Annotated in this window: 21 protein-coding genes; 14 read left to right on the top strand and 7 right to left on the bottom strand. The window is 62.9% G+C overall.

Annotated elements, in window-relative coordinates:
- The first annotated feature begins 11 nt into the window (after positions 1-11).
- The 4 genes from FJ426_RS24300 (at position 12) to FJ426_RS24285 (ending at position 3,421) form a co-directional block, all read left to right on the top strand.
- Positions 12-1,847 carry a branched-chain amino acid ABC transporter ATP-binding protein/permease gene (locus tag FJ426_RS24300; RefSeq protein WP_140561320.1) on the top strand — a complete coding sequence of 612 codons (1,836 nt, stop codon included), beginning with the start codon at positions 12-14 and terminating at the stop codon, positions 1,845-1,847.
- Entirely contained in the window at positions 1,844-2,542 is a 699-nt protein-coding gene (locus tag FJ426_RS24295; RefSeq protein WP_140561318.1) for an ABC transporter ATP-binding protein, read from the top strand. Before FJ426_RS24300 ends, FJ426_RS24295 begins: the two co-directional genes overlap by 4 nt.
- Positions 2,543-2,625: 83 nt before the next feature.
- Complete coding sequence (locus tag FJ426_RS24290) at positions 2,626-2,904, top strand: hypothetical protein (RefSeq protein ID WP_140525297.1); 279 nt, start codon at positions 2,626-2,628, stop codon at positions 2,902-2,904.
- Between the two features lie 64 nt (positions 2,905-2,968).
- Entirely contained in the window at positions 2,969-3,421 is a 453-nt protein-coding gene (locus tag FJ426_RS24285; RefSeq protein WP_140561317.1) for a VOC family protein, read from the top strand.
- 201 nt (positions 3,422-3,622) lie between these two features.
- On the opposite strand, the gene FJ426_RS24280 is transcribed toward FJ426_RS24285, so the two are convergent.
- Positions 3,623-4,864, bottom strand: coding sequence for an ROK family transcriptional regulator (locus FJ426_RS24280; protein WP_181172791.1), 1,242 nt, complete (start codon positions 4,862-4,864; stop codon positions 3,623-3,625).
- A 110-nt stretch (positions 4,865-4,974) separates the two neighbouring features.
- Between FJ426_RS24280 and FJ426_RS24275 the strand changes: the two genes are divergently transcribed.
- The 5 genes from FJ426_RS24275 (at position 4,975) to FJ426_RS24255 (ending at position 10,667) form a co-directional block, all read left to right on the top strand.
- Positions 4,975-6,027, top strand: coding sequence for an N-acetylglucosamine-6-phosphate deacetylase (locus FJ426_RS24275; protein WP_140498473.1), 1,053 nt, complete (start codon positions 4,975-4,977; stop codon positions 6,025-6,027).
- Complete coding sequence (locus tag FJ426_RS24270; protein WP_140561314.1) at positions 6,024-7,217, top strand: extracellular solute-binding protein; 1,194 nt, start codon at positions 6,024-6,026, stop codon at positions 7,215-7,217. Before FJ426_RS24275 ends, FJ426_RS24270 begins: the two co-directional genes overlap by 4 nt.
- Before the next feature lie 222 nt (positions 7,218-7,439).
- Positions 7,440-8,624, top strand: coding sequence for an extracellular solute-binding protein (locus FJ426_RS24265; RefSeq protein WP_140513467.1), 1,185 nt, complete (start codon positions 7,440-7,442; stop codon positions 8,622-8,624).
- Between the two features lie 7 nt (positions 8,625-8,631).
- Positions 8,632-9,654 carry a Gfo/Idh/MocA family oxidoreductase gene (locus tag FJ426_RS24260; RefSeq protein WP_140561312.1) on the top strand — a complete coding sequence of 341 codons (1,023 nt, stop codon included), beginning with the start codon at positions 8,632-8,634 and terminating at the stop codon, positions 9,652-9,654.
- A gap of 17 nt (positions 9,655-9,671) precedes the next feature.
- Positions 9,672-10,667: a Gfo/Idh/MocA family oxidoreductase gene (locus FJ426_RS24255; RefSeq protein ID WP_246675592.1), complete on the top strand. Its 996-nt coding sequence runs from the start codon at positions 9,672-9,674 to the stop codon at positions 10,665-10,667.
- An 88-nt stretch (positions 10,668-10,755) separates the two neighbouring features.
- Here the strand turns inward: FJ426_RS24255 and FJ426_RS24250 are convergent, their stop codons facing one another.
- From FJ426_RS24250 to uxaC, 6 genes are all read right to left on the bottom strand, one after another.
- On the bottom strand, positions 10,756-11,601 hold the full coding sequence (locus tag FJ426_RS24250; protein WP_140498468.1) for an ABC transporter permease subunit: 846 nt from the start codon (positions 11,599-11,601) through the stop codon (positions 10,756-10,758).
- A 1-nt stretch (position 11,602) separates the two neighbouring features.
- The gene (locus FJ426_RS24245) at positions 11,603-12,499 is read right to left on the bottom strand and encodes a sugar ABC transporter permease (RefSeq protein WP_140498467.1); all 897 of its coding nucleotides are present in this window, start codon (positions 12,497-12,499) and stop codon (positions 11,603-11,605) included.
- An 8-nt stretch (positions 12,500-12,507) separates the two neighbouring features.
- Complete coding sequence (locus FJ426_RS24240; RefSeq protein ID WP_140498466.1) at positions 12,508-13,575, bottom strand: ABC transporter ATP-binding protein; 1,068 nt, start codon at positions 13,573-13,575, stop codon at positions 12,508-12,510.
- A 77-nt stretch (positions 13,576-13,652) separates the two neighbouring features.
- Entirely contained in the window at positions 13,653-14,828 is a 1,176-nt protein-coding gene (locus FJ426_RS24235) for an extracellular solute-binding protein (protein ID WP_140561384.1), read from the bottom strand.
- A gap of 119 nt (positions 14,829-14,947) precedes the next feature.
- Positions 14,948-15,163 carry a hypothetical protein gene (locus FJ426_RS24230; RefSeq protein WP_140561309.1) on the bottom strand — a complete coding sequence of 72 codons (216 nt, stop codon included), beginning with the start codon at positions 15,161-15,163 and terminating at the stop codon, positions 14,948-14,950.
- A 2-nt stretch (positions 15,164-15,165) separates the two neighbouring features.
- On the bottom strand, positions 15,166-16,566 hold the full coding sequence (uxaC, locus tag FJ426_RS24225) for a glucuronate isomerase (protein ID WP_140561307.1): 1,401 nt from the start codon (positions 16,564-16,566) through the stop codon (positions 15,166-15,168).
- 229 nt (positions 16,567-16,795) lie between these two features.
- Between uxaC and FJ426_RS24220 the strand changes: the two genes are divergently transcribed.
- The 5 genes from FJ426_RS24220 to FJ426_RS24200 all read left to right on the top strand — a co-directional run bounded on the left by FJ426_RS24220 (position 16,796) and on the right by FJ426_RS24200 (position 21,940).
- Entirely contained in the window at positions 16,796-17,470 is a 675-nt protein-coding gene (locus FJ426_RS24220) for a GntR family transcriptional regulator (RefSeq protein WP_140561383.1), read from the top strand.
- Positions 17,471-17,505: 35 nt separating this feature from the next.
- Complete coding sequence (uxuA, locus tag FJ426_RS24215; RefSeq protein WP_140561305.1) at positions 17,506-18,690, top strand: mannonate dehydratase; 1,185 nt, start codon at positions 17,506-17,508, stop codon at positions 18,688-18,690.
- A 211-nt stretch (positions 18,691-18,901) separates the two neighbouring features.
- A complete protein-coding gene (locus FJ426_RS24210) occupies positions 18,902-19,954 on the top strand; it encodes a LacI family DNA-binding transcriptional regulator (protein ID WP_140561304.1) in 1,053 nt (350 codons plus the stop codon).
- A 2-nt stretch (positions 19,955-19,956) separates the two neighbouring features.
- Positions 19,957-20,718 (top strand): glucosamine-6-phosphate deaminase, encoded by a 762-nt coding sequence (locus tag FJ426_RS24205; protein WP_140561302.1) that lies wholly within the window; start codon positions 19,957-19,959, stop codon positions 20,716-20,718.
- 34 nt (positions 20,719-20,752) lie between these two features.
- Positions 20,753-21,940, top strand: coding sequence for an extracellular solute-binding protein (locus tag FJ426_RS24200; RefSeq protein WP_140561300.1), 1,188 nt, complete (start codon positions 20,753-20,755; stop codon positions 21,938-21,940).
- Positions 21,941-22,269: the final 329 nt, after the last annotated feature.

Genomic DNA, 22,269 nt, shown 5'->3' with positions numbered 1-22,269 from the left:
ACGCGGTCGCCATGAACATCAAACATCCCTTCCTTGTCGAGCTTCTGACGGCGCTGGCGCTCGTCCTGGCGCCGTTCGTGCTGCCCCATCTCGGCTTTTCGCCCAGCACGATCAATCGTATCCTTATATGGGGCCTGTTCGGGATCGGCTTCGACATCCTGTTCGGCTACACGGGATTGCTGTCGTTCGGCCAGTCGGCCTTCTACGGTACTGGCGGGATGTTCGCCGCCTATCTCCTGACTGAAACCGGCTTCTCCTATGTCATGGCTGCCATCGTCATGGGCGCCGTCGTGTCGGGTGTCGTCGGCTATGTGATCGGCCTGATCGCCCTGAGACGCACCGGCATCTATTTCGCCATGATCACGGTGGCCATCGCCGAAGTCTTCTTCTTTGTCGAGTTCAATCCGCTCTCGGCATTCACAGGCGGCGAGAACGGCTTGCCTGGCGTGCCAACCCCGGTCGTCAACCTCGGCTTCACGGTACTCGAATTCAACACCGACTGGACGATGTATACCTTCCTGGCGTTCTGGTATTTCGTGGGCATTGTCGTCGCACTTCGCATCGTACGCTCGCCGGTTGGCGCGATCCTTTCGGCGATCCGTGACAATCCGCTCCGCGCCGCGGCGCTCGGCCACGACATACACGGCTACAAGCTCACGGCCTTCGTGGTTGCGGCGATCTATGCCGGCTTTGCCGGCGGCCTGTTGGGCGTCATGCAGGGCTTCATGCCGCCGGACGCTTTCATGTTCGACACGTCTGGCCAGGTCGTGATGCAGACGGCGATCGGCGGGGCCGGCACACTGTTCGGGCCGCTGGTGGGCGCGACGGTGTGGCTCTATCTGAGCGACTTTTTCCAGAACACATTGCATCTCGGCGCCACATGGAAGTTGGTGCTCGGCATCGTTTTCGTGCTGCTGGTCTGCTTCCTGCGGCGCGGCATCGTCGGTGCGATCGTCGATCTCTATGGGTTGACCGGCGGCCGCAAGCGCATCGAACGGGCCAATCCCGCGGTCGAGAGTGCGCCGCACGTCGTGACCGTCGTCGAACCGATGCCGGCGCGCCGGCATGGCACTGCGCCAGCATCCGGACCGATCCTGCAGGTGCAGGGCCTAACCAAACGCTATGGCGGTATCACAGCCAACAGCGACATCGACTTCAGCGTCGACCATGGGGAGATAAGGGGCATCATTGGACCCAACGGCGCGGGCAAGACGACGTTCTTCAAGATGCTCACCTGCGAGATCGCGCCGACCTCCGGCCGCATCATACTGGCCGGCCGCGACATTACGGGCATGGGTGTGTCCGAGGTGTGCCAGCTCGGGCTCACCAAGAGCTACCAGATCAACCAGCTGTTCGACCGCCTGACGGTGCGGCGGAACCTGATGATTGCCGCGCTGGGCGAGGCGCGTGGAAAGTTCCGGCTTGACCTGTTCAAGAGTATCCACAGCGTTCCCGGTCTCAATGAGCAGGTCGAGCGAACGGCGGCGCTGGTGAACCTTACGGCGCGGCTCGATCGGCCCGTTTCGGAACTGGCCTATGGCGAGAAGCGGCGGCTGGAAATCGGCCTTGCGCTGGCGACGTCGCCGAGCCTGCTCCTGCTTGACGAGCCGCTTGCCGGCATGAGCCCGCGCGAGCGCGTCGAGACCGTGGCGCTGCTCAAGTCAATCGCGCGTGGACGCACGATGATCATCATCGACCACGACATGGATTCGCTCTTCGAGCTGGTCGAGAAAGTGACCGTCCTGCAGGAGGGCAGGGTACTGGTCGAAGGCATGCCCGCTGAGATCAAGACCAACGCAAAGGTGCAGGAAGCCTACCTCGGCGGAGTACATGGAGAGGTGGCATGAGCCTGCTCGAAGTCAGGGCGTTGAACAGCTATTATGGCGACAGTCACATTCTGTTCGACGTCTCATTGAGGGTCGAGAAAAACGAGGTCGTGGCGCTGCTCGGGCGCAACGGCGCGGGCAAGTCGACGACGCTGAAGAGCCTGATGGGCGTGGTGACGCCACGAGCCGGCTCGGTTGAGCTCGACGGGGTTGAGCTGGTTGGCAGGAAGGCGCACAGCATCGCTCGGGAAGGCATGCAGCTCGTGCACGAAAATCGGCGCATCTTCGGCAGCCTGAGCGTCGAGGAAAACATCATTCTGGCCGGATTGACCGCCGACGGCCGCTGGCCGCTGGAACGCATCTACACGATGTTCCCACGGCTGAAGGAACGGCGCACCAGCCGTGGCACGGATCTCTCGGGTGGCGAACAGCAGATGCTGGCCATAGCCCGTGCATTGGTGCGCAACCCGAAGATCCTTCTGCTTGATGAGCCCTTCGAAGGACTTGCTCCAGTCATTGTGCACGATCTGGTGCGCGCCTGCCGCGAACTGGCCCAGGCAGGGCAGACAATCGTGCTGGTGGAACAGAACATCGCCGCGACGCTGGCGCTCGCGAGCCGCGTTTATATCATCAATAACGGCCATATCGCCCACGAGGGCCCGGCCGCCGAGCTCAAGACACAGCCGGGGCTGCTGCAGCATCATCTCGGCGTCTAGGGGCGAGCAGCCGCGGACGGCGTTCGACTTCCGACCGCCTTCGGCCATCCGTGCTTCATGCCGGCGACTATCCAGGCCATCGCTTGCAGGACCGTATCGCCTTCTGGCGCCAGCCGCTGATCGCCGGAAATATCAGGACAGTCTCCAGGTTGGAGTCGGCCTGGATTTTTGCCGACCTGCCGTGTTGGAAAAGAGAGGCACCGTTCGATTTTCGAGGAATTTCAAGTCGAGCCGGCGCCGGCTTCGGCGGCAATCGAGCAGATGATCGCGTGGAACCCGGAACGGATCGTGTCGACGCACGGTTGATGGTCTCCGGCGGTGCGGTGGGCGAACTGAGGCGAGCCTTCCGCCGGGTCTTGTAAAGAGTGTTTCGCCGGCTTGTGCACCGCAAACGAGCGCTCTGATATTTGGCGCGAGGACACCGAGATGACTGAACGACCGGAGAGATATCGAAATGCGATTGTCCCTCATATCTACGTCGACGGGGCGTCGGATGGGATCGCGTTCTACGAGCGGGCATTCGGAGCGATGGAATTGTTCCGAATTGCCCACCCAGGCGGCAAAATCATGCACGCCGAGATTTTGATCTGCGGAGCCGTGATCATGATCGGGGATCCGGACGAGAGACTATACGGCGAGCCGCGGACACTTGGTCGCTGCACAGCTGGCCTTCACATCTTCACTGATGATAACGCGACCTTGCTGCGGCGCGCGGTCAAGGCTGGCGCGGAAGAGATTCAGCCACCCACGAATATGTGCTATGGCGCCAGTTCCGCCACCGTGCGCGATCCCTTCGGCCACGTCTGGGTGCTCCTGTCGTGGAGGGAGGACCTCGATCCGGCAGAGATGGAACGGCGCGGGAATGCGCTCCTGGCCTAAAGAAGAAAACGCTGGCGACATGCTAAATGCGGCTGTTCGCTGTGCGGCTCGTCAGTGAGAACCGGCTCGAAAACCTCCGCGAGGCAGTGAGCTTCGCCCGAGCGGCGTCGCAGCATTCTCCACAGGACGTGAGAGGTGTGGGGCATCGAGATTGCTCCCGGATCTCTGAACCCGCAGCGTCAATCATTCAGATGCTTCGCGTCAGGGCATCGGCCTTTGCCGCTTTCCATTCCGCCGGCTCCGCCCCGCGCCATTCGGTTTCCCCTGCGGCGTGCCGAGCAGCACGCGAACGGCGATTTCATGAAGCGGTTGCGCGGCGCCTTGGACGACGTAGTCCAGGCTGGAGCGATCGGAGATCAGGGTCGGCAGGCGCAAGGTGCCGATCAATCCTTCCGCCTCGAAGCGGGAGCGTAGAAGTTCGTAGAGTCCGGCATTGCAGGTAACCGGGCCGGTGATGAACACCTTCTCGGGGAAAAGCAGCCTGCAGGCGTTCCCCAGCGCGCGCGCCATAAGATCGACGGCGACCCGGATTTCGGGAATATCCGTCAGCTCCATCGTCTCGATTTGGCTGGAGAGGAGTTCCTCCTCCCCTGAAGCCCACGGATATATCTCCCGTATGACCGGCAACAGGGCTGACAGCGAAGCTGCTGTTTCGAGACAGCCCCGGTTGCCGCATCCGCAGGGGCGATCCTTGAGCACGTTGAAACGCCAATGGCCGATTTCGCCGAAGGGGCCGCCCTGGCGCATCGGCGCATAGGCGCTGCCGCGATAGGCCAGGCCGATGCCCCAACCCCAATGAAGAATGAAGGCGCCTTCCAGTCTTTCCATGCCCGGCACGGCGTATCGGGCGCTCAATTCGACATCCAGTTGGCGAAACAGGAACACGCGCGGCGTGATGTCATCGAGCGCCTTGCCGACGTCGAAATCGCGAACGTTCGGCCATCGCGAGGTCACTATCCACGTCCGGGTCTTCACGTCCACGATGCCGGAAACGGCAACGGACGTTCCGACATGACGCATGCCAGACGGGCAGCTGCCGAGCAGACCGGCGACAAGGTCACGCATCGTCGCGGTCATGCGGGCCGAATCGGCGTCGGACGGAACATGGGCGGTTTGCCGGGCGAGGACACTTCCGCGGAAATCGACAAGGACGCCAACCAGTTCCTGGCTGGAAACAAGAAGGACGGTCGCGCCCGCGCAACCGGGGTTCAAAACGATTTGCGCCGGTGGGCGGCCACGGCCGCTCACCTGGCCGACGCTTTGCTCGATGATGCCCCTGCCGACGAGGTCGGCGATGGCGCGCGAGATCGCCATCGAGGTCATGTCCAACTCGGCGGCAAGTGCGGCGCGGGATTTGCCGCCGCCTTCGTGCAGGCTGGCGATGACGCGTGCGCAGTCGCGTTGGCGGGCGTCCTCGAAATCCGCGGTGTAGAGCGTCAACATGCCCGGATTCTTTCCTTTCGCATTTCTGGATAACATTATTCAAAAATGGCTTGCAAGCGGTATCAAGCCGTGTACTCTCCGCGTAAGGAATCTTGGCGATCGGCCGCAACATGATTACTCCCGGTCTGGTCGACATGCAGGTCAATGGCTTCGCCGGCGTCGATTTCAACTCGGGGACCCTGACGGCGGCGGAACTCGACGAAGCGCTGGAGGCCCTCCTGGCGTGCGGCGTGACAGCGTGCCTGCCGACGATCATCACGGCAAGGCCGGACGAATTGTCGGCGCGGTTCAGCGCTCTCGACAAGGCTGTCTCCGAAAGCCGCCTCGGTCCCCTCATGTGCCCCGGCTATCATCTGGAAGGTCCGTTCCTCAATCCCGCCCCGGGTTATTCCGGATGCCATCCCGCCTCGGCGATGACCGCTGCGGATCCTGCGCTCATTGAGCGTCTGCAGTCGCTGCTCAAGCGCCCGATCCTTTTGACGACGCTGGCTCCCGAAGTGGAAGGTGGCATTGCTTTCATACGGGCCATGAACCGGCACAACATTCTTGTTTCGATCGGCCACTCGGCTTGCGGTTTTGAGCTCGTGGCGCAGGCCGCGGCGGCTGGCGCTGTCCTTTCCACCCATCTCGGCAACGGGCTGCCGCAAACCTTGCCGAAACTGGACAATACCCTGTTTGCCCAACTGGCCGAAGACCGTCTCGCCGCGACATTCATCGCCGACGGGATTCACGTTCCGCCAGGCGCGTTGAAATCGCTGGTCCGGGCAAAAGGGCTGGACCGGTCGGTCCTGGTTACCGATGCCGTTTCGGCGGCCGGTGCGCCGCACGGATCTTACGAATTTGCCGGAATGCGGGTCGAGAGCCGCGCCGATGGCTCGGTCCGCGTTCCTGGCGGCATCGGGCTCGCCGGGTCGGCGCTGCGACTGGACGACGCCGTGCGCAACTTGGTGCGCTGGGGCATCGCCGGTTTCGCACAGGCTGTCGATATGGCCTCGGCAAATGTGATGGCGCTGCTGCAGCCGGTGCTGGACGCGCATGGCCTTCGCGTGCCCGCCAGCGAGATCGAGTGGGCGCCGGACATGACCATCACCCGTGCGCGCGTCGGAGAAGAAGAACGCGAATACGACCGGCAAACGACAAAATGGGAAGGAAGACAACCATGACTGCTCGTGAACTCAAGGTGAATCGCCGCACCATCCTTGGCGGCATTGGCGGTACATTCCTCGCCGGCACGACGCGGGCCTGGGCGCAATCACCCAAACTGCCGGCATCGCCGGTCGTCATCTCGGTGATGGACGTGGGCGGCGCGCTGGCGCTTTCGCAGCCGGCCTTCGAAAACTACGCCAAGAAATATCCCGAGCGCACCGAACGCATCGTCTTCACCAAGGCACCGGTGACCGAGCTGGCCGGAAAGCTGCGCGCGCAGCAGGAAGCCAACCGCGTCGATATCGACATGGTGCTGACCGGGTCCGACGGTCTGGCGGCAGGCCTAGCCAACGGCACGTGGATCAAGATTCTGCCTGATTTCAACGACAAGTTCCCCAAAATCGAGGACAATTACGAACCGGCCGCACTGGCCCTACACAAGAAGCAGGGCGCGGGATATGGCGTTGTCGTCAACTACTATCCTTCCGGCCCGCTGATCGAATACGCGCCTGAGCGGGTGAAGGAGGTTCCCGGCTCGGTAGAGGCGCTGCTAGCCTGGGCCAAGGCCCATCCGGGCCGCTTCATGTATGCGCGGCCCACCAATTCCGGCCCCGGCCGTACATTCATGATGGGTCTCCCCTACCTGCTCGGCGACAAGGATCCGCAGGATCCCGTCGACGGCTGGGAGAAGACCTGGGCCTATCTGGCAGAGATCGGCCAGTATATCGACTATTATCCCGCCGGCACCGGCGTCACCATGAAGGAATTCGGGGAAGGCAGCCGCGACATCATCATTTCGACCACGGGATGGGACATCAATCCGCGCGCCCTCGGCATCGTGCCGGAATCGGCAAGGATCGGCACGCTCAAGGGCTTCCATTGGGTTTCGGACGCCTTTTTCATGTGCGTTCCGAAAGGCATTTCCGACGACAAGCTCGCCGTGGTGCTTGATCTGATGGCATTTTTGCTTACGCCCGAAGCGCAGGCTTATTCCTACGATGAGGGCTATCTCTACCCCGGCCCGGCGGTGAAGAACGTGCCTGTCTCCATGGCGCCGCAGCACAGCCAGGACATCGTCAAACGTTTCGGCAGGGACGAGTATGCCAGCCTCATCGCCGATAACCCGATCGAACTGCCGCTGCCGCCGGAAAAGATGATCGCCGCCTTCCGAAAGTGGGACGAATTGGTCGGCGCAAAGAAATCCTGATGCTTCGCCAAAGGCCGGCCGCGTCGAGGGGCTGGCGCTAGGATAGTGCAGCATGCCAGGCACCGGCCTGACGCGGCCTGTCCGCGACGGGACCTTCAGCGCAGCGGGGCGTCATTTGTGTTGCATTCGATACTAATAGACTAATATATCATTCGTCTGGGAGAGCCGGGATGAAAGTGCGGAGATGCCGCTCTTTCAAGGAGATAAATGAGGAGGACGACGATGTTCACGATTTCACGCCGCCAGGCGCTTGGCGGATTGGCTGGGTTTGCAGCGCTGCCCTTTGGCAGGTCATTCGCCGACGAGCTTGCTCTGCCCACTTCGCCGGTGGCGCTCAACATCATTGATGTCGCGGGCAATCTGCAGCTTACCCAGGCGGCAATCGAGAAATTCGGCAAGGAAAATCCGGGGCTCGTCTCCAAGATCACGTTCTCGCGCGCGCCGTCCCCCGAACTGCCGGCCAAGCTCGCCGCGCAGCAGGCGGCCAACCGGGTCGACATCGACCTGGTGCTGACGGGGCCGGGTGCCATGTCGGACGGCATCACCCAGGGCCTGTGGATCGACGTGTGGACGAAATACCCCACTGTGCTGCCCAAGGCTGAGGACGTCTATCTCGACAGCGCCTTGATGATGCAGAAGAACTTCGGCCAGAACGAAGGCGTCGCCGTCGTCTATTCGCCGTCGGGCCCACTCTTCGAATATGCGCCGGACAGGGTCAAGACCATCCCCAGGAACACCGACGAACTGCTGGCGTGGGTGAAGGCCAATCCCGGCAAATTCTGCTATGCGCGGCCGGTCAATTCGGGACCGGGCTGGACCTTCCTGATGGCCATGCCCTACATCCTCGGCGACAAGAATCCTTCCGATCCCATCAATGGCTGGGAGAAGACCTGGGCCTATCTGAAGGCGCTGGATGAAGGCATCGATTACTATCCCTCCGGCACCACGGTGACGATGAAGGAGCTGGCCGAGGGCACCCGCGACATGATCGTTTCCACCTTCGGCTGGGACATCAACCCGCGTGTGTTGGGCATCGTGCCGAAGGAGATCGAGACGTTTGCGCTCGAAGGCACGCATTGGGTGCCCGATACGCAGTTCATGTGCATTCCCAAGGGCGTCGCGGAGGAAAAGGTCGCGGTTCTGGTCAAGCTCATGGCCTTCATGCTCGAACCCGCGCAGCAGGCCTATACCTACGACAAGGGCTATTTCTATCCCGGTCCAGCGGTCAAGGGGGTACCACTCAGCGCCGCGCCGCAGGAAAGCCAGGACGCCATCGCAGAGTTCGGCCGCCCACAATATGAAGAGCTGATCAGGAAGTTCCCGGTCGAAGCGCCGTTAAAGCCGGAAGCACTGGTCGCCGCCTTCGAGAAATGGGACCGCGAGGTCGGTGCCAACAAGATGAAATAGCGGACCAATGCGATTTGCCGTGATCGGCATCGATCATCGTCACGTCTATGACCTGATCGGTGGGCTTCTGGATGCCGGCGCCGAGTGCGCCGGCTACGATCCCGCGACGACCGATCCCAAGGTTGCCGCCGGCATCGCCGAGCGTTTTCCACGGATCGCGCCGGTCGAACGACGGCGCCTGATCGAGGATCCCGCCATCGACCTCGTCGTTACCGCGGCTGTCCCCTCCGACCGGGCCGCCATTGCCGTCGAGGCCATGTGGCATGGCAAGGACGTGCTTGCGGACAAGCCCGGCCTGACCACGTTCGAGCAGCTTGCCGCCGTGCGGCAGACCGTGCGTGAGACGGGACGCATCTTTTCGATCTGCTTTTCGGAGCGCCTCCTGACCCGAGCCTCGACGCTGGCGACGCAGCTGGCGATGGAGGGCGCCATCGGCGAAGTCATCCATGTGACGGGCCTGGGGCCGCACCGGCTCAACCGTGCGCTACGCCCGGCGTGGTTTTTCGATCCCGTGAATTACGGCGGCATCCTGGTCGATATCGCCTCGCACCAAATTGATCAGTTCCTGTTCTATACTGGCTGCGCCGACGCGAATGTCGTTTCAAGTGCGGTCGGCCATTTTGGCGCTCCTGACATTCCAGCATTCCAGGATTTCGGCGACATCCTCCTGCGGGGAGACAAAGCGAGCGGCTATATCCGCGTCGACTGGTTCACCGCCGACGGGCTGCCGACCTGGGGGGATGGACGGCTCATCCTGCTCGGCACCAAGGGCACGATCGAACTTAGGAAATATGTCGACATAGCCGGCAAACCTGGCACGGACCACGTATTCCTCGTCGATGGCCAGGGCACGCGCCATTTCGATGCGTCGGGCGAAAAGATATCCTATTTCGAGCGCCTGCTTGCCGACATGTGCGAGCGTACCGAAACGGCGATGACGCAGGAGCATGTCTTCACGGTCTGCCGGCTGGCGCTCGAGGCGCAGGCGGCGGCGGTCGTCGTGACGGGGCAGGAAAGGAACGCGCGATGAGCAGGCTACGTGTCGCCATGATCGGCTTGGGTCCGGCGGCGTTGCCGCATGCGAAGAGCCTCGTCGATCTTGCTGGCAGGATCGAGGTGAAATGGGCGGCCAGCCGCAGCCAGGCGACGGCAGAAGCCTTTGCCGACCAGTTTTCCTTTCCCGTGACGACCGATATTGCGGCCGCGATTGCCGATCCCGAGGTTCAGGCGGTGCTGGTGCTGACGCCGGCCAACGCACATCTGGCGGTGGCCGAACTGGCCCTTGCCGCCGGCAAGCACGTGCTCGTCGAAAAGCCGCTCGAAACAACACTGGCCCGCGCCGAGAAGCTGGTCACGCTGGCCCGCGGGGCCGGCCTGCGCCTCGGCGTCGTCCTGCAGCACCGTTTCCGGCCGGCCAGCCTGCGGCTGCGCCAACTGCTGGCTTCCGGCGCCATCGGCACGGTGGAGGCGGCCAGTCTTCGGGTTCCGTGGTGGCGGCCGCAGGCCTACTACGATACCGGCGGCCGCGGCAGCTTCGCGCGGGACGGGGGCGGCGTGCTGTTGTCGCAGGCCATCCACGCCATTGACCTTTTCCGCTCTCTGCTGGGAGAGGTAGAGGTGGTGGCTTCGCAGGTGCGGACGACCGGCCTGCACCGGATGGAGGCTGAGGATTACGTCACCGCCCTGATGCGGCTCGGCAACGGCTCGCCGGCCTCGCTGCTCGCCACGACGGCGGCCTATCCGGGCTCGCCTGAAACCATGGAGCTTGTCGGCTCGCTCGGCACGGCCACGCTGACCGGCGGTGCGCTGAGCGTCGGCTGGCTCGACGGGCGCGAAGAGCGCGTCGAGGCGGAGGGGAAGACAGGCAGCGGCGCAGCCATCATGGACTTCCCCCATGACGCGCATCGTGCGCTGATTGACGATTTCGCCGATGCGATTTCGCAAGACCGCGATCCGGTCGTGACGGGTGAGGAGGCGCTCCAGACACAGCGCTTGATCGCAGCTCTCATCCGTGCGGATCCGGCCAGCAACCAACCCGTATAAGAGCGCTTCCTTCGAACCTCGAACGCTCCAGGATTCCTGGAGCGAGTGGCTTTCCGCCGCCATCATGCGGCGGAAAGAAAAGCCTGTTTCAGGCGGAGGCGGGCTGCTGCTTTGCCCGCGCTACAATCTGCGTCGGATTGACGAAGCGCAATGCGATCAGCAGCCAGACCAGCGTCGTTATCATATACACCACCGCCATCGCGTCGATCGACTGCACCGCGCGAACGCCCGAGGCGAAGACCGAATAGTACAGCGCCACGACGAGCGTCTGGCTGGTCGGCCCGGCTGTCAGGAAGGTCAGTTCGAACATGCCGATGGTACGCACCAGCACCAGCAGCAGCGCCGCCAAGATGCCCGGCATCAGCATCGGCAGCAGAACATGGAGAAAGAGCTGGAACGTGTTGGCGCCGAAGACACGCGCGGCCGCCTCGATCTTGGGATCGATCTGCTCGATGAAGGGGATCATCACCAGGATGACGAAAGGAACCGTCGGCACGAGATTGGCCAGCACCACGCCCCAGAAGGTGCCACCGACCCCCGATTGGTAGAGCACGGTAGCCAGCGGAATGCCGAAGGTGATCGGCGGGACCAGAAGCGGCAGCAGGAACAGAAGCATGACCAGCTTCTTGCCGGGAAAATCGCGCCGCGCCAGCGCATAGGCCGCCGTCACGCCGAGCAGGCCTGAAAGCGCGACCACGGTGAAGGCGATCTGGAAGGTTACGATCAGGATATCGTGGAGCTGGAACTCCGCCCAGGCGGCGAAATACCAGCGGGTGGTGAAGCCGGCAGGAATCCATGTGCCCAGCCAGCGCGTGCCGAAGGACGACAGGATGACCGTGGCAATCATCGCCGCGAGGTTGAGTACGAAGAAACCCACCACCACCCAGATGGCGGTGATCCAGAGCTTGGCGGCGATGGTTGTGTCGCGGATCATGTCAGCCCTTTCCGCCTGCGGTGCTGCCCCGATAGAACAGGTTGCGCAGCATCAGGATGGCGACGACGATGACCAACTGCACACCGGCCATGATCATCGCGATTGCCGAGGCCATCGAGTAGTCATATTGCTCGAAGGCGGCCTGGTAGGCCGCAATCGAGATGACCCGGGTCGGCCCGGCCGGCGCACCGAGCAGAACCGCCGACGGAAAGACGGCAAAGGCCTGTACGAATGAAAGCAGGAAGGCGATGGCCAGGCCGGGGATCAGCAGCGGCAGGAACACATAGCGGAACCGCTGCCAGGAGCGCGCGCCGTGGGTCGCCGCTGCCTGTTCCAGTGCCGGATCGATGCCTGTCACATAGGAGAGCGTCAAAAGGAACGTGAACGGGAAACCGGTGATGATCAGCGACGCGAAAACACCCCAGTAATTGTTGGTGAGTTTCACGGGACTGCTGATGATGCCGAACAACATCAGCGTGCGGCTGAACCAGCCCTGCGGTCCCAGATAGTTGAGCAGGCCTTCCGCCACCAGCACCGTGCCGAGCGTTACCGGCAGCACGAGGATGGTGGTCAGCATACGCTGGTGCGTCATCAGGCGAACGCGAAAGGCGATGGGCAGCGCCAGCGCCAGGCTGATAACGGTGACCGGCACCGCCAGCCACAGCGTTGTGGCAATGGTGTTGTAAAGGAACGGGTCGGAGAAGAAACGCTGGTAGTTGGCGAGGAGCCCCCCTTCCTTCGGCTGGAAGGACAGGAGCAGGCCGTAGACAAAGGGATAGACGAAGATCGCCAGCGTAAACAAGGCGGCCGGAAGCACCAGAAGGGTGACGCCGTCGATCCCGTGCAAGGCCAGCCGCTGGCGCAGGGAAGGAGAGGGCGTATGATCGAGCGTCGACATCGCCGTCCTCAGGCCGCGTAGATCAGGGCGTGGGCAGAATCGATCGAGAGCGAAACCGTGTTCCCGACCGACGCGGCCTGGCTGGCATGGAAGATCAGCTCGAGGCCGCCCTCGGTGCGTGCCGTGCCGACGAATTCCCGGCCGCGATACTCGATGGTTTCGACCTTCGCATCAAGCGTCCCGATGCCCTTGTCGCTCACGGTGACATCGTCCGGCCTGGCGGCGATCACGGCTTGCGCGCCAACCGCGAGATCGTCGCGCAGCCTGCCCGAAAGGCTGACGCCGCCGACTTCGACCATGGCAATGTCGCCGTCGCGCCGGGTGACCTTGCCGGTTAGCCGGTTGCGGTAACCCATGAATTCGGCGACGTCGAGATGGTCCGGGCTCTCATAGAGGTCCCGCGGAGCGCCGACCTGCCGGATTCGGCCATCGCGCAGCACGACTATGCGGTCGGCAAGCGACAAGGCCTCGTCCTGGTCATGCGTCACATAAAGGGTGGTGGCCCCGAGCTGGTTGTGGATGCGCCGGATTTCCGCACGCATCTCGATGCGCAATTTCGCGTCGAGGTTGGAGAGCGGCTCGTCCATCAGCACCAGCGGCGGCTCGATGACGATGGCGCGGGCGATGGCCACCCGCTGCTGCTGACCGCCTGACAGTTGACCCGGCAGCTTGTGGCCCTGCGTTTCCAGCCGCACCAGCCCCAGCGCCTCGTCGACGCGTTGCGTGATCTCGGCCTTGGGCGTGCCGCGCATCTTCAGGCCGAAGCCGATGTTGGCTTTGACGGTCATATGCGGGAACAGCGCATAGTTCTGGAAGACCATGCCGAAGCCGCGGTCTTCCGGCTTAAGCTGGTCGATGCGCTTGTCGTCGAGATAGATGCTGCCGCCCGTGGTGGAAAGCAGTCCGGCGATGCAGTTCAGTGCGGTCGACTTGCCGCAGCCCGAAGGTCCGAGCAGGGCGATGAATTCCCCCTTGCGCACGGTCAGCGAAACGTCACTCAGCGCGCTCATACTGCCGAATTTTCGACTCATATGATCGAGGCGGAGTTCGTCGAATTTCGACGAGGCGAGCAGCATCCGTTCGTAGCCCCATTGTTGTAGGCGAACCGGGCGGCATGCCCGGTTCCTATTATGCGCTGACAATCAAAGGTTTGTCATTTCGCGGTGGCGGCGACCTGTTCGTCCCAGATTCGGAATGCCGCGACCATCGAAGCTGGCTCCAGCGGCAGTTCGATCGGGTTGTTGGCGATCAGGTCGGCATATTCGGTGCGGCCGAATTCGGCGATCGCATCCTGGCTTTCCTGCGGCGCCATGTCGAGGGTGACATCCTTGACCGCCGGGCCCGGATAGAAATAGCCCTCGTCATAGGTATAGGCCTGCTGCTTAGGCGTCAGCAGGAATGCCATCAGGTCCTTGAGCACGGCCAGTTTTTCGTCGCTGACCCCTTTCGGCACGCACATGTAATGGGCGTCGGCGACCCAATGGAAGCCTTTCAGCGCCCCAACCTTGGCTTCCTTCGGCACGACGCCGAGAACGCGCGGGTTGATGTCCCAGCCAGTCGTCGACACAGTCATGTCGCGCGTGCCTTCGCCGAGTTCCTTCATCAGCGCACCGGTGCCGGTCGGATAATATTCGATGTATTTGTGCAGTTCCTTAAGATAGGCCCAGGTCTTGTCCCAGCCCTTGACCGGATCCTTCGGATCGCTGTCGCCGAGCAGATAGGGAAGACCCATCAGGAAGGTGCGGCCGGGGCCGGAATTGGCCGGGCGCGCATAGAGGAACCGGTTCGGGTTCTCCTTGGCCCACGCCAGAAGCTCCTCCGCCGTGGTCGGCACCGTCTTGACCTTGTCGGGCATGTATTCGAGCAGCGGCCCGGACGGGTAGTAGGTGACGACGACGCCGTGGTCCTTGGCCAGCGTCTGCATCCGCGCTGCCGGCTCCTGATAGATATCGGCCAGCTTCGGCAAGGCGCCCGAATCGTCAGGAAGCAGCTTGACCCACAGGTCCATCTCGAGGCCTGCCGACAGCGCATCCGTTCCGGTAAGCACGAGGTCGATATCGACGCGGTTCGCCGCTTGCTGCGCCTTGATCTTGCCCGGAAGCTCCGGGGCCGGCGCCTTGGTGAAGACGATGTTCGAGATCAGTTCCGGCTTGGCCGTCTTGTAATTCTCGATCGCCTTCTGGGTTAGCGCCAGATTGCCGGCGACATCGACGATATTGATGGTGACGGGCGCGGTCGGCAGCTTGGCGGTCTGGGCAAACGCGCGCGCAACCGGAAGCGCCGCCATGCCGGCTAGTCCGCCGACCGCCTGTCGCCGAGTGATCTTGATCATCTTCATCTCCTCCGCTGGGGTCCTGTCTTGTCCGGCAGGATTTCAATTTTGATATATTAATCTACCAGTCCTCAAAAACAACCGCTTTCTGCTTCGTGCGTGAACCGCTGCGCCAATCATGCCACGGTGGTTGCGGCGCCGTCGTTCAAAAGATCGGTCAATGCGGTTCCTAGCCTTGCGAGATGGGGGCTGGCCGAGAGATCGGTGCCGAGGACCTGCTTCAGCCGCAGGAAGACGGCGGCCAGTTCGGCAGCCGAGCCGACCTCTGCGGTCCGCGCGCCCGATCCCGGCCGGCAGGTCACCCAGGTCCGATTGGAAAGCCGCTGCGCCATGGTCAGAGCCTATAGGCTTTCTTGGCCAGGCGGTAGGCGAGATCGTGCGCCACTTCCTGCGCCTCGTCCTCGTCGAGCCGGTGGTCAGCCACCAATTCCGCGAGAAAATTGCAGTCGACGCGGCGCGCCATGTCGTGCCGCGCGGGGATCGAACAGAAGGCACGGGTGTCGTCGTTGAAGCCCACCGTGTTATAGAAGCCAGCTGTCTCCGTGGTAAGTTTGCGAAACCGGTACATGCCTTCGGGGCTGTCGAAAAACCACCAGGGCGGGCCGAGGCGCAGCGCCGGATAATGCCCGGCAAGCGGCGCAAGCTCGCGCCCATAGGCCGTCTCGTCCAGTGTGAACAGGATCAATGTCAGGCGCGTGTCGTTGCCGAACGCGTCGAGGAGCGGCTTGAGGTCGTGGACATAATCGGTGCCGGTGGGAATGTCTGCGCCCTTGTCGAAGCCGAACTCGGTGAAAATCTGCGGGTTGTGGTTGCGGAAAGAGCCGGGATGGATTTGCATGACCAGGCCGTCCTCGACGCTCATGCGCGCCATTTCGGTCAGCATTTGTGCGCGGAACAGGTCCGCATCCTCGGGCGAGACATCGGCCTTCAGCACCCGGTCGAACAGAGCCGTTGCTTCCGCCTTCGACAGGTCGGCGGTGCGGGCATTCGGATGGCCGTGGTCGGTGGACGTCGCGCCGCGCTGCCTGAAGTAGGCACGGCGGATGCGGTGCGCCTCAAGATAGCCGGGATAGCTGGTCGGCGTTCCGGCCAACGCCAGGAACCGCTCCACCTCGGCATGGAAACCCTTGCGCGAAGGGTCGACGACGGCGTCTGGCCGGTAGGCTGGCACAACCTGGCCGTCCCAGCCGGAAGCCTTGATCGCATCGTGCGCGGCAAGCGCATCGGTGGCGGCGTCCGTCGTTGAGATGGCTTCGATGTTGAAACGCTTGTAGAGCGCGCGCGGGCGCATCTCCGGCCGTTCGAGCTGTTCGGCGATGCGATCATAAAGAAGGTCGGCATTCTTCGCGCCGAGCCGCTCTTCGATTCCGAAGACCGTTGCCAGCGAATGCTCGAACCACAGCCGTGTCGGCGTGCCGCGGAAAAGGGCGTAGTTCTCGGCGAAGCGGCGCCAGATCTTGCGGGGATCGGTTTCGATCGGGCCCCCATCCAGTCGTGGGACGCCGAAATCTTCCATGCGCATTCCCTGGGAATAGAACATGCGCAAAATGTAGTGGTCGGGCTTGACGAACAGCGTGGCCGGATCCGGGAACGGCAGGTCATACGCATACCAATCCGGCCCGGTATGGCCGTGCGGGGAGATGATCGGCAAGGCACGCACGCCTTCATAGAGGCGCCTGGCGATGGAACGGACGGTAGGATCAGGCGAAAAAAGCCTGTCGGGATGGAGCGGCATTGCAAAATCCTTGCGGTCGAGCCGCGAAAGCGGCGTTCGGAAGGGAGGGGCGATTGAATGCGCGCGATCATAATTTGGGATGAAGCGGCGTTCCGATGTTGGCGAACAGTAAGGAATAATATATTAATATGTCAACTGATTGAAGATCGGGGATTGAGAAATGACATCAGCAAAGGCGCATGCGGGCATTGCGGGCTCCGACCGCGACGCCGCCCCCGTTCGAACGAAGATGCGTCGGCCGGGCATCGTGCGTACGACGGCTGCGTCCGCAGTATACCGCGAACTGCACGAGGCGATCGTATCCATGCAGCTTAAGCCCGGCAACGCCTTGAATGAAAAGGTGCTGACCGAGCGTTTCGGTGTCAGCCGCACGCCGGTGCGCGAGGCGTTGATTCGCCTGGTCGAAGACGGGCTGGTCAATATCTATCCTCAGTCGGGAACCTTCGTCGCGCCGATACCGATCTCGCTCATTCCCGAAGCCGTCGTCATCCGTAAGGCGCTGGAAGGCGCCACGGTCGAAAAGGCCGCGCAATGCGCAAACGGCAACGATGTGGGAAAGCTCGACGACATATTGGCGCGGCAGCGGTTCCTTGCCGAACGACAGGACATGAACGGCTTTCACGAGGCCGACGAGGCCTTTCACGAGGCGATTGCCCGAATAGCCAGCTATTCCGGCATCTGGAACTATCTGAAGCCGGTCAAGGTGCAGATCGACCGGGCGCGACGCATGACGCTGCCCGCGCTCGGCCGCATGGACCATGTGATTGGCGAGCATACGGTCATCCGCAACGCTATAGCGGCGCATGACGTTAAGGCTGCCTGCGAGGCCATGCGAATCCATCTGGGCGCTGTCATTCCCGATGTCGAGCAACTGCGCGACGCCTACCCCGACTGGTTTATTTGAGCCGACCAGCCCTGAAATAGTTGGAGAAATGACGAATGCGCGAGGCATGGAGATGGTTTGGGCCGGATGCGGGGGTTCCGCTCGATGCCGTGCGTCAGGCCGGCGCCACCGATATCGTATCGGCGTTGCACGAAGTCCCGATCGGGCGTGCCTGGACGAAGGCGGAGGTGGCGACGCGCAAGGCGATGATCGAGGATACGCCGTCCGACCGCTCGCCGCTTGTCTGGTCGGTCGTTGAAAGCATACCGGTCCCTGACGCTGTCAAGCGCCACGGCGGCGAGGCGAAAGCCGAGATCGAGGCCTGGATCGCCAGCATGGAAGCGGTTGCGGCCAACGGCATCCATATCATCTGTTTCAATTTCATGCCCCTGGTGGACTGGACCCGCACCGATCTCGATTACGAACTGCCAAGCGGCGCGACCGCGATGCGTTTCGACCAGGACCGGTTTGCAGCCTTCGACCTCCACATCCTGCAGCGCAGGGGAGCCGAAGCCGATTATTCGAACGAGGACCGCGAGCGGGCGAAAGCTGTTTTCGAGGCGATGAGCGAAGAGGAGGCCGCGACCCTCGTCGCCAACATCGCCAGTGCGCTGCCGGGCTCGACCACGGAGCCGTTGACGGTCCCGCAGTTTCGCGACCGGCTGGAGCGTTATGCGGGCATCGATGCCGCCCGGCTGCGCCACCATCTCACCGAATTCCTGGCGGCGATCGCGCCCGCCGCAGAGAGCAGCGGCGTCCGGCTTGCGCTGCATCCGGACGATCCGCCCCGCTCGCTCTTTGGTCTGCCGCGGGTGGCCTCGACCGCCGCCGACTACAACGCGCTCTTCGAGGCAGTTCCGTCGCCGGCCGTCGGCATGTGCTTTTGCACCGGAAGCCTTGGCGTGCGCGCCGACAACGATCTTCCGGCGATGGCGAAGCACTTCGCGTCGCGCATCCCCTTCGCACATTTGCGGGCGACCAAGCGCGAAGGCGATGGCCGCACCTTCCATGAAGCGGCGCATCTGGACGGCGACGTGGACATGGTTGCGGTACTGCGCGAATTGTTGGCCGAAGACGGCAAGCGGGAACCGCACGACACCATCGTCTTCCGCTCCGACCACGGCCACCGCATGCTGGATGATCTCACAAAAACGGTGAATCCCGGCTATCCGGCGATAGGTCGCCTGCGCGGTCTGGCGGAACTGCGCGGCGTGATCCACGCGCTCCAGTCGAAGGGTTGACAGCGCGGCAATGCCTACCGTGATCGGCGCGGCTTCGGTCCGCCTGCGCCGATCCTGCCCTATCCCTGACGTCGGTCGGCATTAGGTCGGTTTCCGCCTGTGGAGGAGTGCCTCGGGGGACAGCCCGACTATCCGACCTGTTCTAGGCCAATCAATCCTTGACACGACTTCGTGCAAGCGCTTTCATGCAAGCGCTTGCATAGGGGCGCGCATGCCTGACCGAAAGCGGAACAATTCATCTTCAACACCGACGCTGAGCGAGGTGGCGGACGCTGCCAACGTCTCTTCGGCTACCGTTTCGCGTGCTTTCAGCCGGCCGGAACTTCTCAGTCGCGAGACGGTCGCGCGGGTTCACTCGGTCGCCGCGCGGCTCGGCTATGTCCCCAATCATGCCGCGCGCGCACTAAGCACCGGCCGGATGGGCAACATCGCGCTAATCGTGCCCGATATCACCAACCCGTTCTTCGCGGCGATGATGCGTGGGGGGCAGGCGACGGCCCGCGAATGTGGCTATGCGACGTTTATCGGCGATTCTGATGAGACGCCGGATGTGGAAGACATTCTCCTGACCAAGCTGTCGGCGCAGGTAGAAGGTTTCATCATCGCCTCTTCGCGCCTGCACACGAAACAGATCCTTGAACATGCGCGGAGGCGGCCTTGCGTCCTCGTCAACCGCGACATTCCCGGCATGGTACGGCTTCTGGTCGATAGCGGGCCAAGCTATGGGCAGGCGCTGGAGCATCTGGTTTCGCTGGGCCATAGATCGATCGCCTATGTTGCCGGGCCGGCATTCTCCTGGTCGAACAGCCAGCGCTACGGCACCGTGACCAGGAGGGCCGTCGAGCTTGGGGTTGAGATCGTACGGGTTCCGACCTCGCGGCCAAGCTTCGAGGCCGGCCAGGCCTGCGTCGATGAACTCGTCCTGACGGGCGCGACCGCCGTACTCGCATTCGACGATGTCATGGCGCAAGGCATCATGGCCGGGCTTGCCGCGCGCGGCCTGTCGGTGCCGGGCGACTACAGCGTGATCGGCTGCGACGGCATACTCGCGCCGACCCTTTTCCCGCCCCTGACGTCCATCGCAACTCATTGCGCGGAGGCCGGCAGGCAGGCGGTCGAGCTTCTCGTCGCTATGCTGCAAGGCAAGCCGCTCGCTCACAAGCGCATCAATCTCGTCACCGAATTCGTCATCAGGGCGACAACCCAGGCCCCGTGCTCGCAGCGAGAAACGGCGGGGCTCGATCGACTTACAACCACGGAGTGATCATGCGAATTTACGTGAAACCGGACAAAAAGCTGCTGGGCGCCGCTGCCGCTGAACTGGGGGCGCAGTCGATCCGCGCCGCGATCGAGGCGCGCGGGGCGGCCAATATCGTCGTCGCCACCGGAGCCAGCCAGTTCGAGGTACTTGCCGCGCTGGTGGAGCGGGATGACATCGACTGGTCGCGCGTCACCGGCTTTCACCTCGATGAATATGTCGCCATGCCGGATACGCATCCGGCCAGTTTTCGGCGCTATCTCAAGGAGCGCTTCACCGCGTTGCTGCCGTCGCTCGGGGCCTTTCATTTCATCGACGGGGACGTGCCGGATCCAGGTGCCGAGGTGGCGCGCATCAATGCGTTGATTGAGCGTCACCCCATCGATGTGACATTCGCGGGCATTGGCGAGAACGGCCACCTCGCCTTCAACGATCCGCCCGCGGACTTCGAGACGACCGCACCGTTCCACCTGGTAACGCTGGACGACCGCTGCCGCCGCCAGCAGTTCGGCGAAGGCTGGTTTCCGACGCTGGAAGACGTTCCGCACAGGGCGATCTCCATGACCGTCAACCAGATCATGAAAAGCGGTCTGATCGTGCTGGCGGTGCCGGACCGCCGCAAGGCCGAGGCGGTGCGCGATACGGTCGAAGCGCCGATCTCGCCGATGGTGCCGGCCGGTATCTTGCGCAGGCATGCCGACTGCCACCTGTTTCTCGATCCGCAATCGGCTGCTCTGCTTCGCGAAGTGCCGGACACCGTGGGCGAATAACCGTCCACGCAACCTAGAAAGGGAGGAGACACCAATGACAACCCGACGCAATGCCCTTCTAACGATCCTGGGTGCTGGCGTTGCCGCGGCGGCAAGGCCGGTTTTCGTGCTTGCCAAGGAGTTCCCGAAGCCGAAGGAGCCGCTGGTCATCAATGTGGTCGACGTTGCCGGCGACCTGCAACTCAGCCAGCGGGCGCTTGAAAAGTTCGCCGAGACCCATCCGGAACTGATTTCGAAGTTCGTTTACACGCAGGCGCCCGCGCCCGAACTTGCCGCCAAGCTCAAGGCCCAGCAGGCGGCAGGCCGGTTGGACATCGATTTCGTGCTCACCGGTAACGACGCCCTTGCCGCGGGCATCGACCAGGGATTGTGGACCCAGATCCTGCCTGACTATGCCGATATGTTTCCCAAGCTCGACGAGCGCTACCTACCGGGCGCCTATGCCATGCAGCAGATGGCGAAGGGCCAAGCCTTCGTCGATAGCTGGTATCCGTCAGGCCCGCTCCTGGAATATGCGCCGGATCGGGTCAAGGACCTTCCTGGGACCGCTGAAGAGTTGCTTGCCTGGTGCAAGGCGCATCCGGGAAAGTTCATGTATGCGCGCCCGGCGAATTCCGGCCCCGGCCGAACCTTCGTCATGGGCCTTCCCTACCTGCTCGGCGACAAGGATCCGCTGGATCCTATCGACGGCTGGGAGAAGACCTGGGCCTATCTCAAGGAACTGAACGACTGGATCGACTATTATCCCTCCGGCACGACCGTCACCATGAAGGAACTGGGTGACGGCACGCGCGATATCATCGCCACGACCACCGGATGGGACATCAATCCGCGCTATCTCGGCATCGTTCCCGAAGACTACAAGATTGCGACCCTGAAGGGCTTCCACTGGGTCAGCGACGCCAACTATGTGGCTATCCCAAAGGGCGTTTCCGACGAAAAGCTCGGCGTTCTCCTGCAACTGATCGCCTTCATCCTTGAGCCCGAGCAGCAGGCATTCATGTACGATCACGGCTACATGTACCCCGGCCCGTCGATCAGGGACGTGCCGATAGAGATGGCGCCGCAGGACAGCCAGGACACGATCAAGCGTTTCGGCCGGCCCGAATATGCCGCGATGATCGCCGACAACCCGATCGAACCGCCGCTCGACGCCAAACCGCTGGTTGCCATGTTCGAGAAGTGGGACAAGGAGATCGGCGGGGCCAAAAACGCCAAATAGGGTATCTCCGCGCACGGCCATTCGACAGCGGTTTGTCCCCGCTGCCATGATAGCTAAGCCGCCTCGACAATACCCCTGGTGGTCCGGGGAACCGGCCGGTCCGACCGAGATCGCGGTCGACTGGCCAAGGCCTTGGCCGGTCAAGGAATGGATGACTCGTCTGGCTACATGGCGGCCGCGATGCCACCCATCCTGATGCGAATGCGGCATCCGTTGCGGTACGGTGCCACATTCGACGCTCGCCCGCCTGCGCCGCCGACAGCGAGGAGGCCTCCAATTGCGCTTGGTGCCGCCATTGGCCGGCACCTTGGAAATCGTCGAGGACGAGG

This window comes from Mesorhizobium sp. B2-6-4 (genome assembly GCF_006441495.1).
Lineage (GTDB): Bacteria > Pseudomonadota > Alphaproteobacteria > Rhizobiales > Rhizobiaceae > Mesorhizobium.
This window is presented reverse-complemented; position numbering and strand designations above follow the sequence as displayed.